This window comes from Chryseobacterium sp. MYb328 (assembly GCF_037572595.1).
Lineage (GTDB): Bacteria > Bacteroidota > Bacteroidia > Flavobacteriales > Weeksellaceae > Chryseobacterium > Chryseobacterium pennae.
Genome location: NZ_JBBGZQ010000003.1, coordinates 335,804 through 350,677 on the forward strand (window position 1 = coordinate 335,804; position 14,874 = coordinate 350,677).

The 14,874-nt window shown below is 38.7% G+C and carries 9 protein-coding genes; all 9 read right to left on the minus strand.

Going from position 1 to position 14,874, the window contains the following annotated elements:
* Window positions 1-140 precede the first annotated feature (140 nt).
* Window positions 141-638: a phosphoheptose isomerase gene (locus WH267_RS05515; RefSeq protein ID WP_115968209.1), complete on the minus strand. Its 498-nt coding sequence runs from the start codon at window positions 636-638 to the stop codon at window positions 141-143.
* A gap of 26 nt (window positions 639-664) precedes the next feature.
* Window positions 665-2,947, minus strand: a complete 2,283-nt coding sequence (locus tag WH267_RS05520) for a GH92 family glycosyl hydrolase (RefSeq protein ID WP_123320419.1) — start codon at window positions 2,945-2,947, stop codon at window positions 665-667.
* Window positions 2,948-2,968: 21 nt separating this feature from the next.
* Window positions 2,969-3,829 carry an ROK family protein gene (locus WH267_RS05525; RefSeq protein ID WP_123320625.1) on the minus strand — a complete coding sequence of 287 codons (861 nt, stop codon included), beginning with the start codon at window positions 3,827-3,829 and terminating at the stop codon, window positions 2,969-2,971.
* A 124-nt stretch (window positions 3,830-3,953) separates the two neighbouring features.
* Window positions 3,954-6,359, minus strand: coding sequence for an endo-beta-N-acetylglucosaminidase H (locus WH267_RS05530; RefSeq protein WP_340006369.1), 2,406 nt, complete (start codon window positions 6,357-6,359; stop codon window positions 3,954-3,956).
* Between the two features lie 60 nt (window positions 6,360-6,419).
* Window positions 6,420-8,567 carry an endo-beta-N-acetylglucosaminidase H gene (locus WH267_RS05535; protein ID WP_340006371.1) on the minus strand — a complete coding sequence of 716 codons (2,148 nt, stop codon included), beginning with the start codon at window positions 8,565-8,567 and terminating at the stop codon, window positions 6,420-6,422.
* A 110-nt stretch (window positions 8,568-8,677) separates the two neighbouring features.
* Window positions 8,678-10,105, minus strand: coding sequence for a glycoside hydrolase family 125 protein (locus WH267_RS05540; protein ID WP_340006373.1), 1,428 nt, complete (start codon window positions 10,103-10,105; stop codon window positions 8,678-8,680).
* Window positions 10,106-10,139: 34 nt separating this feature from the next.
* Window positions 10,140-12,368 carry a GH92 family glycosyl hydrolase gene (locus WH267_RS05545; RefSeq protein ID WP_123320415.1) on the minus strand — a complete coding sequence of 743 codons (2,229 nt, stop codon included), beginning with the start codon at window positions 12,366-12,368 and terminating at the stop codon, window positions 10,140-10,142.
* 123 nt (window positions 12,369-12,491) lie between these two features.
* Window positions 12,492-13,463: a glycoside hydrolase family 130 protein gene (locus WH267_RS05550; RefSeq protein WP_115968219.1), complete on the minus strand. Its 972-nt coding sequence runs from the start codon at window positions 13,461-13,463 to the stop codon at window positions 12,492-12,494.
* Between the two features lie 35 nt (window positions 13,464-13,498).
* Window positions 13,499-14,797 carry an MFS transporter gene (locus tag WH267_RS05555; RefSeq protein WP_340006376.1) on the minus strand — a complete coding sequence of 433 codons (1,299 nt, stop codon included), beginning with the start codon at window positions 14,795-14,797 and terminating at the stop codon, window positions 13,499-13,501.
* Window positions 14,798-14,874 lie beyond the last annotated feature (77 nt).

The following is a 14,874-nucleotide window of genomic DNA, read 5'->3' on the forward strand; positions in this document are numbered from 1 at the left end:
GAAATAAGGCCTTATAGAAAAGGAAATTCAGGAAATACAGAATCTGAAAAAGGAGTATTTTATGATCGGTATTTGCATAGCATTTCTTCCCTTTAGCTTACCATGCTTTGAAGGGAAGAAATGAATATGCTTATTGGTATTTATCTTCCAAAATCATCCTGTACTCTTACGATATCATCTTCGTCTGAAGGATTGGAGGCATCAGTATGCTGCCATATTTCTGCTACGATTCCCCAGCCTGACAAACCGATTAGTCTGTGTCTTTCTCCCTGCTGAAGTTTTACCTGATCTGTTGGATGGTATTCTCCAAGTTCTCCTTCATCATCGGTATTGCTTCTTTTGATTCCTACTGTCCCTTCTACTACCTGCCAGATCTCTGCTCTTCTGTGATGGTACTGCCAGCTTAATCTTGCTTCCGGAGCTACAATAAGAATTTTGGGGCTTAGCTTCCCACCTATTCTCAGGTTTTCGACATCAATTCCATCAAAGTACTGATTGGCAAAATCCTGCGCCTGGGTTTCATCAATGACAAAAAAGCCTCCCCATGGTCTGGTCTCATCTTTTGCTGCAATAGTAAACCCTTGTGTCTGCAGCATTTTTTCCACTCTATCGAATATTTCTTTTTTTTCTGTACTCATACAGTTTGTTTTTTCTTAATTAAAAATTATTTACCTGATTCTTCTTTTGACATTGAATACGGGAAATCTTTTTCCTGTGATCCTCTGTCTGCATTCGGCTTACTATCCATTTTAAAGTTTAAAACCGTTCCTTTGATTAATTCTTTATGGCTCAGCCAATTTTTGGAATAAGGCTGCTGATTTACGTTCAATGATTTGACATATAAATTTTCAGCACTGTTTTCCGGGGCTTTTATTTCAATTTTCTTTCCGTTTTCCAAATGGATCGTTGCTTCTTTAAACAGTGGTGCTCCCAATACATACTGGTCCGTTGCCGGCGTTACCGGATAGAAGCCCAGTGCTGAGAAAATATACCATGCTGAAGTCTGTCCGTTATCTTCATCACCACAATAACCATCCGGAGTAGCCTGGTAGAGTTTATCCATAACCTGTCTTGCCCAATATTGGGTTTTATAAGGTGCTCCGGCATAATTGTACAGATAGATCATATGCTGGATCGGTTGATTCCCATGGGCATACTGTCCCATATTCATGATCTGCATTTCCCTGATCTCATGGATTACTCCGCCATAATAGCTATCATCAAAAACCGGTGGCAATGAAAAAACCTCATCCAGTTTGGCTTCAAATTTCTTTTTCCCTCCCATCAGCTCAGACAGTCCGTTGATATCCTGAAAAACGGACCAGGTATAATGCCAGCTGTTCCCTTCTGTAAAGGCATCTCCCCATTTGAAAGGATTGAATGGCTTCTGAAAGTTACCGTCTTTATTTTTACCACGCATCAATCCTGTTTCTTTATCGAACAGATTTTTGTAATTATACGCTCTTTTTTTGTAAATATCAATTTCTGAAGCAGGTTTTCCTAATGCTTTTCCTAGTTCATAAATAGCAAAATCATCATATGCATATTCTAGTGTTCTGGCTGCATTTTCATCAATCTTCACATCATAAGGAACATACCCTAAGTCATTATAATATTTTACTCCTGCACGGCCAACGGCTTCAATAGGGCCTTCATTATTGGCACCATGTTTTACTGCCTGCCAAAGAGTTTCCACATCATAACCGCGAAGCCCCTTAATATAGGCATCTGCCACGACGGAAGCTGAATTGTTTCCAATCATAACATCAGAATATCCCGGGCTGCTCCACTCTGGTAAGAACCCTCCTTCTTTGTAAGTGTTTGCCAATCCCTCCTGCATTTCTACATTGATACTTGGGTATACCAGATTCAGAAAGGGATATAAGGCACGGAAAGTATCCCAGAAACCGGTTCCTGCGAACATTCTTCCGTCTGTAATTTTTCCATTGTAAGGACTCCAGTGTTTTATTTTATTCTGGGCATCAATTTCATATAATTTTTGCGGGAAAAATAAGGTCCTGTACAGTGAGGAATAAAAGGTTCTCATCTGCTGGTCTGTACCTCCTTTTACTTCAATTTTCCCCAAGGTTTTATTCCAGATATTTTTGGCATCGGTCTTTACCTGTTCAAAGTTTCTGTTTCCGATTTCTCTTTTAAGATTGAGTTCAGCCTGTTCAAAGCTTATGAATGAAGAAGCAACTTTTGCATAAACTGTTTCTTTATTTTTCAGTTTAAAACCAACTACAGCTCCGGCATGATTACTGGTAATTTCCAACTGATCACTGATCAGTTTATCATCTTTCCAGGTTCTTGACAGTTCAAACTCTTTATCAAACTGGATGACAAAATAGTTTTTAAAATTTTCATATTTCCCTGATGCATATCTTGTAGTGTATCCCAGTATTTTTCTTTCTTTAGGCAAAACCCTGATGTAAGAACCTTTGTCTAATGCATCAACAACAACATAAGCACTATCTGTTTTTGGAAAATCGAATTTGAAAAAAGAAGCTCTTTCTGTGGGAGTAAACTCAGTGGTTACATTGATATCTGCCAAATAAACGCTATAGAAATAAGGAGTGGTTACCTCAGCTTTATGGCTGAACCAACTTGCTCTGTCTTCTTCTTTGAATTTTAATTTTCCCACTCCCGGCATAATGGAGAATGCACCATAATCATTCATCCAGGGAGAAGGCTGATGGGTTTGTTTGAATCCTTTTATTTTATCGGCATCATAAGTATATGCCCAGCCATCGCCCATCTTCCCGGTTTGTGCTGTCCAGAGGTTCATTCCCCATGGAAGCCCCACTGCGGGATACGTATTTCCGTTGGATAATGAAGGTTTAGACTGGGTTCCCATCAATGGGTTCACATAGTCTACAGGAGATGCATTCTGGCCAAAAACCAAGGCCTGTAATAAAAGAAAGCAAGTAGAAAAAATAGACTTCATTGTATCGTTTCGTTTGTTAATTTATATAAGCTTTTTTAATGCATAGCTAGCGGCTCCCAGAATGGCAGCATCTTCAAAGATGTCCGAAATTTTGACCTGCAAGTTAATATTATTCTGTGTTATATTTCGAATAAACCTTTGTTCAAAATGAGGATAAGCCTTCGCTATATTTCCGCCTATAACTAAAACTTCCGGTTTATAAGGCTCTGCATATTTCACAATAAAATCAGAGAAGGAATCTGCATATTCATCAAATATCTGCTTCTGTATTGCTGAAGGTTTATCCAAAAGATCTTTAGTCCCTGAAATCTGCTCTCCGGTTAACTCCTCAAACCGTTTCACAAACCAACGTGTTGCCAGATAATCTTCACAGATAGAATCTTTAAATGGTGAATCCCACAAGTCTTCATCTGTCGCAAATTCTCCGTTATAAAAAGTAGTTCCCAGCCCTGTTCCCAGCGTTACTCCAAAAATTCTTTTAAAACCCTGAGCACAGCCTCCAAAAACTTCCCCTTCCATAAAGGCAGCGGCATCATTTACAAAATGAATCTGCTTTGGAGAAATGGATAATCTATTGCCTAATTCTTCTTTAATATTGATGTGGTAGATATCAATAAATTTTCCTTGCTGCATAAGGGATATTCCGTTTTCATAATCGAAAGGTCCGGGCATTGCAATTCCTATTAAAAGGTCACTTTTCACCAGATTATGAGCTCCTTTTTCAATGGCCGAAGTCCAAGCTGAGAAAATAGCTTCTTTGTGATCAAATGAATTGACATGTTCTCTTACATACGTTGAAGTCATAATCTCTTTTTTTTCAGGATCTACCTGCGCCAGTGTAATATGCGACCCGCCAATATCGATTCCTAATATATTCTGCATCATTTTTATTTTAAATTCAAGCTGTTCTACTGATTGAGAAAAGCAGACAAACAAGAAAGTATTATCTGCCTGCTTTACAGTTTTTATTTTCTATTTTTCAGATAAATTCCTTATTTACTGATTTTTATTTTACAATGATTTTACCTGATGATACTACTTTATTTTTTGAGGATGTAATCTTGTAAATATAAGTACCACTGGTTAAATCCTGTGTATTCACTGTGTTATTATTTTGATTAATACCCTGTTTTTTCAATAATTTTCCTGAAATATCATAGAATGAAACTTCGCTGGAATTTCCGGTAACCATAAAGTGAATGTCATTTCCTCTTTTAACAGGGTTCGGATAAACAGTATTGATTTCTTTTACAGGTTCGGTATCTGTTACAGACAGAGAGCCGTTGCAAGGAACCTCTGTTTTCCAATTGGTATCAGCCATATTTACCAGTGTTGCGAAATGAGTATTTGCAGTAGCATCCAAAGCGCCTATCCCACTTCCTTCATCCATTTTCCAGTTCGCTTCCAGACCTTGTGAGTTGGGTGCCACATTACAGCTGTTATCCATAATTTCCTGGGCTGTTAATGCTCTTTTCCACACTCTGAATTCATCCAAAGAACCATTAAGGGCACGGTTATTATCATAGTTTCTTGCTAAATAAAGGATACCGTTTGCAGTAAAATTACCTGTAACCGGTGCACTGGCATCAAGATTACCATTGATATATAATTTCATCGCTGCTCCATCATATGTTGCAGCTACATGATACCATGTATTTGTATTAAATGCTGTATTCGTATTCATCTTCATCTGAGATGATCCAAAACTCAATATAAACTGCAGCTTGTTATTTGCCAAGTTACCATCCCCGAATCTAAGCATGGCAGAGTTACTATCTCCTACTTCAATACCAAGAACAGATGAAATATTTGGGAAAATTGTTTTAAATGCATTTACTTTTACCCAACCTTCAATAGTCACAGCATTTCCGCTCAGGTTAAACTGTCCTGCATTCAGATAATTTGTACTTCCGTTAAAGGAAAGTGACCTTGGTCCCGGACTCGTTACCTGAGCAAAACCACTATTGAATGTTCCTTCTCCTGAATAAGTACTTACTGTCCCTCCATTACATGCTGCCTGTACTTTCCATACATAGTTTGTATTGGGGAAAAGGTTTTGTAATGAATAACTATTAGTGTTAATATTCTGAACTTCAGTCCATGCAGGAGCTGTTATTGTTTTATACTGCAATGTATAAGATGATGCTGTTCCGGCATCCCATGATAATTGAGCCGAATTTCCAAGGTAACTTCCTGATACCAATCCTGAAGGAGTGACACATCCGTTTCCTGAATTGAATCTTGGAGCAAAAAGGTAGGTGCTGGTTAATGTTGATGAACAATTAGACTGTATTCTCCAGTCATAATCTGTATTCAAGGTTAAATTACTGATGGTAATATTATTTCCAGAATAGTTGGTTCCTACATTAGTCCAGGTTGTTGAATTGGCAGGTTTATAATCTATATTATAGGTTTGGGATCCATTGGAGGTCCAGTTTAATTTAGCAGAAGTTCCTGTAACATTGGAAACATCTAGTCCTAATGGCGGATCGCAGGATTGCCCCTGGCTCCATGAATACAATTGCCCGCTTAACTGGGTATTTTCATTATAAAGAATATTAGATCCTGTACTCAGATAGCCGGCTACGTTAGTTCCCCCTAAATCGTACCACATAAACACCCCGTAACCGTCATTTTTTGTGCTGGTTGCTGATGAAGCAACTACAGATGCAGGCGTAGACTGTGGATTTGAATTTTGTATCCAGATTGCGGCAGGAGAAAGTTTTGTTTTATCAAGTGGTGGTACATTAGGTGCGCTGTATGTTCCGTAATAAGGATTCCAGCTGTAATTGATGTAATTTCCTGCCTGATCTCCGTTATAGCTTTGTCTTGAAATTGCATCACCATAATAATAGAATGTGATCAGTTTATCAGGCATTGCTGCTTTAAGCTCTTGTAAAAGCATTACAAAAGAACTGTTATTGGGCTGTCCTGTTCCGTTGTTTCCGTATCCTGCATATTCATCATCCAAATCTACCCCATCAAGTCCATAGGTATAAACTGTATGGGCAACCTGTAGTGCAAAATCTTTTGCTGCTTCACGGTTGGGGAAATTAGAAATCCCGGCACCCTGATGGTTTCCTAAAAGATCCAATAATACTTTGATTCCCTTCTGTTGCAAAGGTTTCACATAAGTATTTACATCGTTCAGTACCTTGGTAACGTTATTGTTGCTTGAGATGTAAGCTCTGCTTTTGGAAACATCATAATTGATATTGGCAGCGAAGATAATAGCAACATCAAAAAGCGGTCTGTTGGTGGTCTGTAAAGTATAAGACCCTGCATTCAGGATGTTGTTGTTGTTGACTTCCACATAACAGACCCCCAAAGGGTTTAGCTGCTGCGCTTTGAGGTACGATCCTGCTTGAAGCATCAAAGCCATCAAGGGAATAAGAAAGGATTTTTTTTTCATTGTATATTAATTTTATTAGAATAGGAAAAGCCATTGAGCCTAAGCCCAATGACTGATATTTTATTTTATCATTAATTTCTCTGTCTGCTTTTTACTTCCATTCTGGGATTCAAACTGAAGGATGTAAATTCCTGATTGCAGTCCGGAGGATTCAAACTGATTATTTCCTGTGCTCAGTGATTTTGTACCCATAATTCTTCCATAAAAATCAAAGATGGTCAGCTTTCCCTTATTATATTCATCGGGAACAGAAACTGTAAATGATGAAGATTTACTGATTGGATTCGGGAATATTTTGATTAGGTCCTTAGTATTGATTTCTCCTGTACTTATAGTTCTTTGAGTGGATGTTGTTTTTGAAGTTCCTGCTGTACATGGCAGATCTGTTCCCCAATTAGATGCATCCACACCTGTCAGGCTTAAAGCAGCACCATTTCCTGAGCTATCCTGAACAGAAGAGCCGCTTCCTTCATTGAATTTCCAGTAGGCTGCCAGGGAAGAAGCCGGAACAGATATATTACACATATTCTGACTAATCTCTGTTGGGCTTAATGCTTTTTTCCAAACTCTAACCTCATCTATTTTACCATTGAAGTTTCTGGAGGTATTATATGAATATCCCACATTGAATGCTCCATTTGAACTTACATTCCCTGTCTGTGCCTTACTTGCATCCAAGGTTCCATTGATATAAATCTTCATCGAAGTTCCATCATAAGTTGCAGCCACATGGTACCATGTATTGGCATTTAAAGCTGTATTGGAAGCAAGTTTTTGCTGTACATTATTGATACTTAACACAAACTGAATTTTATTATTGGCAACACTGGCATCTCCAAGTCTTAATAATGCTGAATTAGTATCCCCAGCTTCTGTTCCCATAATGGATGATATGTATGGAGATCCTGATTTAAAGGACGAAGGTTTGATCCAGCCTTCAAAAGATAGTGCTGAACCTGTCAGATTAAGATTTCCAGCCGCTCCTGATTCAGTACTTCCATCCAAAGACAGAGCATAAGATCCTGTAGGTGTTATTGTTCCTGATCCACTATTGAATCTTGGAGCAAACATATAAGCACTTTTCACACTGCAATTTGTTCTGATTCTCCAGTCGTATTCCGTATTGGCGGTTAACCCTGAAACAGTCATTGAAGTAGAATTAATTGCTGTGGCTGCACTCGTCCATGTTGTGGAAGCTGCAGGTTTATAATCTATATCGTACGTATTGGTTCCTACTGCGGACCAGTTTAGTTTTACACTGGTTCCTGTAAGATTGTTGGTGTATAACCCGATTGGTGCATCACAATTGGTTCCCTGTGTCCATGACTGTAAGGTTCCGCTTAAAACCGTTGGTTCACCATATAATGTCTGAGTGCCTGCTGAAAGCTGTGAAGTTTGATTGGTTCCTTTAAGATCATACCAAAGATATAATCCGTACCCCCCATTTTTCGTTTGGGTAGCCAGGTTGGTTGTTGTAGAATTGGAAGTATTTCCCAGCCATACTGCTGCCGGAGAAATCTGAGCTTTGGTGAGAGGTGGTACATTAGGAGCAGAGAAGGTCCCGTACATAGCGTTCCAGCTGTAATTAATATTATCTCCTACTCTGAATCCGTTCCAAGAAAGCCTTGAAGCGGCATCTCCATAATAATAGAATGAAATGATTTTATCCGGCAATAATGCCCTTAACTCCTGAACAAGCATTACAAAAGAACTGTCATTAGGCTGCCCCGTTCCATTATTTCCATATCCTGAATATTCATCATCAAAATCAATCCCATCCAGACCATAGGTATTTACTGTATTGGCTAATTGTAATGCAAAATCTTTTGCGGCCTCACGGGATGGGAAATTACATATTCCTGCACCCTGATGGTTTCCAAGGATGGTAAGGACTACTTTCATTCCTTTCTGCTGCAGCGGTTTTATGTAGGTATCTGCATTGGTAAGAACCTTGGTCACATTATTATTAGAATACAGATAAGCTCTTCCACGGCTGGTATCATAATTAATATTGGCTGCAAAAATATTGACGACATTAAACAGATAGCTATTCGATGTCTGCAGTTTATACGCTCCTGCATTCAGGATGTTGTTATTATTCACTTCCACATAGCATATCCCTTTAGGGTTAAGCTGCTGTGCAGTAAGGAGAGAACCGGACTGAAGCGCCATGGCCATCAGTGCAGTAAGGATTGATTTTTTTTTCATTGTATAATTTTTTTAAGGTGTTTTTGGTTTCTGAATTTTATATAGCAATCCCCTGATCCTTTCTTTTTTAAGGAAAACATCTTAATAAATAAGCCATATAAAATTGTGGGCTATGTCAGTAGCTCAGGGTTTTCGTTAAAGGTTTTCCATAGCAATTCGCCAAATAAAGTATTTGCCCATGCAAACCATTCTCTGGTGAACTTTTTGTCATTGTCTTTATGGAAGGATTCATGCATAAAGCCTGTTCCTCCGTGCGTTTTCTGTAAGGTATTGATGCACCATCTGATCTCACTTTTCTCTTTCGTAGTGAGCGCTTTCATAATGATACTCATTGGCCAGATCATATCAAGTCCAATATGTGGACCTCCTATCCCTTCTGCCAGCTTTCCTTTGAAAAAGAATGGGTTATTTTCTGACCATACAAATTTCCTTGTATTCTGATAAACAGGGTCATCAGCTTTCACCGCATCCAGATAAGGCAACCCTAACAGGCTTGGACAGTTCGCATCATCCATCAGATTATAACTTCCGAAACCATTGACTTCAAAGGCATATATTCTTCCAAATTCAGGATGATTGTAAATTCCGTATTTTTTGATGGCTGCCTCTACCTCATCAGCCAGGCTGTTCAGTTGCTGAGCCAACGTTTTTTCATTTTTAATCTGAGACACCATTTCTGCGGCCTGGCGTAGACTTACAACCGCAAACAAATTGGACGGGATTAAAAATCCATAGATTGTAGCATCATCACTTGGACGGAACATAGAACTGATAAGACCTACAGGCTTTGTCGGATAACCATATCCTCCCATCGGAACTCCATCGGTAGCCCAAGCTGTTGTACGTTCAAATTTGTACGGTCCAAGATCATTCTTTCTTTGTTGCTCAGTAAAGGTCTGCAATGTAAGTTTTATCCCTTGTAACCAATTAGCGTCAAAAGGTTTTGTATCTCCTGTTGTTTTCCAGAAATGATATGCCAGACGGATTGGATAACATAATGAATCAATCTCCCATTTTCTTTCATGGGTTCCCGGTTTCATATCAGTATGGTCATATTCTTTCCACTTGCTTATTTTCTTATCATCATTGTAGAATGCGTTGGCATAAGGATCTTTCAGGATGAATGTTGTCTGCTTGTGAATGACTCCGGAAATCAGCTTATGAAGCTTCTCATCTTTCTTTGAGAACTGCAGATAAGGGAAAACCTGTGCAGAACTATCACGAAGCCACATGGCATCAATATCTCCTGTAATCACATAAGTATCAGGTGTACCATTGGTTTCACTGTAGAAAACAGTAGTATCTAATGTATTTGGAAAGCAGTTTTCAAAAAGCCAGCTTAGCTCTTTATTGTTTACTTTCTTTTTAAAAGCTGCAATAGCACTTTCTACAGATTCACTGGTAAAATGTCTTTTATCTTTAGGAACACGAACAACAGGAAAACCTTCCGTAGTCAGGGTCTTTGCAAAAACATTCTGAGTAAACAGCAATCCGGCTCCTGCCAGTGCACTTGTTTTAATAAAATCTCTCCTTTCCATTGATACTTTTTATTTCGTTTATTTTTATTAGTCTTTATTTTACTGGCTTACTTCCCATTACAAATCTCAGTTCTCCGCCATTCATAATATCACTGTGGTTCAGTTCCCAGCTTTTGTATTCTTTCCCATTCAAAAACATTTTCTGTACGTAGATGTTTTTATCTGAGATCTTATCGGCAATCACTGTAAAGGTTTTTCCGTTTTCCAGCTGCAAAGATGCTTTTGGAAACTGAGGTGCTCCAATTGCATAAACCGGTTTTCCAGGCGTAACAGGATAGAACCCTAATGATGAGAAAATATACCATGCTGACATTTGTCCGCAATCTTCGTTATTCACAATTCCGTCCGGTTTGGCAGCATACATATTATCTCGGATGTATTTTACCATTTTCTGTGTCTTGTATGGACTTCCTGCATAGTTGTACAGGTATGGAACATGATGTCCCGGCTCATCTCCAAACCCTAAAGATCCGATGAATCCAGAGATATCCACGTGCTGTTCCCCTTCCATATGAAGAGCTTCAGTAAATGTTTTATCAAGCTTTTCTTCAAATCCTTTTTTTCCACCATACAGATTCATCATTTCATCTATCTGATGCGGAACAAAGAAATCGTAAGCCCAGATATTTCCGGAAACCCAGTGTGGCTGAAGTTTTTTCCAGTCATTAAGGGCAAAATCGGCTAAGAATTTACCGTCTTTCTGTTTGGGCCAGAAATGGTTATTTTCTTTATTAAATGTGTTCAGAAAGTTCATGGAACGCTTTCTGTATACTTCTGCTTCATCTTTTTTCCCTAGCTTTTCTGCCAGCTGCTGGATACACCAGTCATCATAGGAATATTCTAATGTTGCGGAAACAGAAGCTCCGTTTTCTGAAGGAGAATACCCTAATTTAATATAGTCATTAAGACCTCCTCCTCCATCACTGCTGCTCATTTTGTCTGTCAGAGACGCATCTTTCATAGCAGCGAATGCTTTTTCAGCATCAATTCCGGGAACTCCCTTTGAAATGGCATCCCAAATTACCGATGTACTGTGATAGCCCAACATACAGAAATTGTCATAGCCGCAAAGTTCCCAGATTGGCATGTGATCCTTGCGATCGGTATATCTGCTGATAAGTGAATTGGCGAATTCTTTAGTATGTTTCTGATCCATAATAGTCAACAACGGATGGGTAGCTCGGAAGCCATCCCAGTAGGAATAAGTACTGTAGTTTGTAAACCATTTCGTATTCATATTTTCCTGGGCAGCCACATAATCTCCGTTCACATCCATATAAAGATTCGGAGCAATAAAAGTGTGGTAGACTCCTGTATAAAAGATTTTTCGTTGATTATCCGTTCCTCCGGTCACCTGAAATCTTCCGATAAGGTCCCGCCATGTTTTTTGTGCCGTTTCTTTAGCTTTGGCAAAATCCACGTTTTGGGCTTCCGTATCAAAGTTTTCCTGTGCATTTTCTGTACTTACCGGAGATAAAGAAACTTTTACTTCTATACTTTCATTGGCTTCTGTAGCGAATCTAACAAAGGCTTTCGCATCTTTAGCCAGAGCAATTTTTTCGTTATTCTTTATTTTCCCTTCTGCATATACTCCATAAGATTTAAACGGCTTGGAAAATTCCATCACGAAATAAGCAAATCTCTTTCCGCCCCAGCCGTTACTATAGCAATATCCTTTGATTTTATTATTGCCTTCAATACTTACCAGTGTGTGATAAATATTTCCGAAGATCTTATTGGTAGGATCAATAATGACATTCGCTTCATCGGTCTTCGGGAAGGTATATTTATGAAATCCTACTCTTGGAGAGGCTGTCAATTCTGCTTTAACTCCATAACTGTCCAACATTACGGAATAATATCCCGGTGATGCCGTTTCTTTATCATGAGTGAATGTTGAGCGGTATCCTGTTCCAGGTTGATCTTCTGATCCCGGAACCATTTTCACTTGCCCTACAGTAGGCATTACTAAAATATCTCCAAGATCTGCCCATCCTGTTCCGCTAAGATGATTATGACTGAATCCCATAATCGTTTTGCTGCTGTAATGATATCCGGAACACCAGTCCCAATCACCACTTTTCGTATTCTGATCCGGACTCAACTGAATCATTCCAAATGGTGTAGTAGCTCCTGGAAATGTATGTCCATGCCCTCCTGTTCCTATAAACGGGTCTACCCAGGATAAAATATCATTTTTATTTTGGGCATTCGCCATGGAAATCAGAGAAGTAAAAAAACAGATCAGCAATTCTTTTTTCATGATAAGAGAGTATCAGAGATTTTTTTAATTTAAAAGTTTGTTTAAAAATATGAAAACCATTACAAAAATCCCAAAAAGGAGAGAAATTAAGCTGGTTAACCTATTTTTTTAATCTTAGTATTTTCAGATTGAATTCTTTTTCATAAAATCAATAATTTCCGAAATATATCCAAAAGCAATAGCCACTACAGTATCGGCAGCACCATAATATACTGTTACTTTGTCTCCTTCCGTTAAAGCTGCACAAGGGAAAACCACATTGGGTACATCTCCTGTCAATTCATACAGCTCTGCGGGAGCTAATAAGTAAGGTTTTGTTCTGTACAATACTTTCGTAGGATCTTCAAGATCAAGCAAAGCTGCTCCCATTGAGTATCTGAATCCTCTGCAGGTATTGATCACCCCATGGTAGAACAATAGCCATCCTTCTTCGGTTTTAATAGGAACCGGACCACCACCAATCTTTGTACACTGCCATGCACTGTCCTCAAAAGGAGTTACTTTCATCACACAACGGTGCTCGCCCCAATATTTCATATCAGGACTGTAACTGATATAAATATCTCCAAAAGGTGTATGTCCGTTATCACTTGGACGGCTCAGCATCGCATATTTACCATTGATTTTTTCCGGAAAAAGAACTCCGTTTCTGTTGAAAGGAAGGAACGCATTTTCACACTGGAAAAATTCTTTAAAATCAAAAGTGTATCCAATTCCGATTGTAGGTCCATTGTATCCGTTACACCATGTGATCCAATAACGGTCTTCTATAAAGGTAACACGGGGATCATACTTATAATCGGATTCAATCATATCGGTATTTCCTGCCTGCATTTCAATAGGATCATGATTGATATCCCAATTGATTCCATCCTTACTGAATCCAGCAAAAATATTCATCTGTACTGCTTTATTGTCGCAACGGAATACTCCTGCAAAGCCATCTTCAAAAGGAATTACCGCACTGTTGAACACACTGTTGGATGTTGGTATCGCATATCTGTCAATGATCGGGTTTTCGGAAAACCTCCACATAGTATCATTACATCCTTCCGGGCGATCCTGCCAAGGGATCATTACTGATTGAGCTGTCATAAAGTATTTTTACTTTTTTATTTAAAATTTGTTTATTAATTGATTGGTTCTTCTTTCTGATTTTCTGAATAAGGAAAAGGAACAAATAAGGTTACAAGAAATGCCGGAATTGTAGCAACCAGTACCCAGATAAAGAACATTTTGTACCCGATCCAGTCACTGATCATTCCGCTAAACATTCCCGGAATCATTACTCCAAGATTCATAATTCCTGTTGCAAACGCATAATGGGCTGTTTTATGTTTTCCCGGAGCAATCTGCTGCATCATATAGAGCATTAATCCCACAAAGCCGAACCCATAACCGAAATACTCTACCACCACAGCAATTCCTACAGGTAAAAGATCAACCGGCTGATAATAGGCCAGTAATGCATAGACCACAAATGGAATATTGAATGCACAACACAGCCATATCAATGATTTCTTCAATCCGCGGGCTGAAATAAAATACCCCGCCAGAACAGATCCCAGGATAAATGCTGCAGAACCATAAGTCCCGTAAATAAGTCCAATATCTGAGGTTGATAATCCCAGCCCTCCTGAAGTTCTTGGTGCTTTAAAAAATAAAGGAGCTATCTTTATTGCAAAACCTTCTGCAAAACGGTACAAAATAATAAACAGTACAGACCACAGAATATTCTTTTTGGTAAAGAAGGAAGTAATGACTTCCAATAATTCTTTACGGACATTTCCGGCAGTCTTTTCATCTTTCTGTACTTCTTTATTTTCTTTAGGCAGAATCAGATAATGATAAATGGCTAATACAAAGAATAATAATGCATAGATCACCATAATGATCATCCAGGCATGGGTAACTCCTTTTGTTTTTTCCAACATACCGGCAGCATAGACTAAAGCTCCACTGCTGATAATCTTGGCAAGGTTATAAAACGCTCCCTGCCAGCCAATATATTTGGCTTGCTCCTTATTGGTCAGAAAACCAATATACGTTCCGTCTGCTACTACATCATGGGTAGCCCCACAAAATGCAACCACTGCAAAAAGCGCAATACTGTATTTGAAAAAATCATGTAAAGGCAAACTTAATGCAATCAGGGCAAACAGAATTCCTATAGCAAACTGGGTAGAAACAACGAAGAACTTTTTGGTTTTATAGATCTCCAGAAAAGGGCTCCAAAGAGGCTTCAACGTCCATGAAAACATAATAAGAGCCGTCCAGAATGTGATCTTCGAATCCGAAACGCCCATATCTTTATACATAATTCCTGACACCGCATTAATGGTTACAAAGGGTACTCCCATTGCAAAGTATAAGGTGGATATCCAGAGAATTGGCTGAATCTGACGGGTTCCGGAGCTATTTTTTCCCATATTTAAAAATAAGATTCTAAAGAAAAAGAGAACATCTCAAAGCTCATTCCTGCTAAAAAACGAAACTATAAATTTTT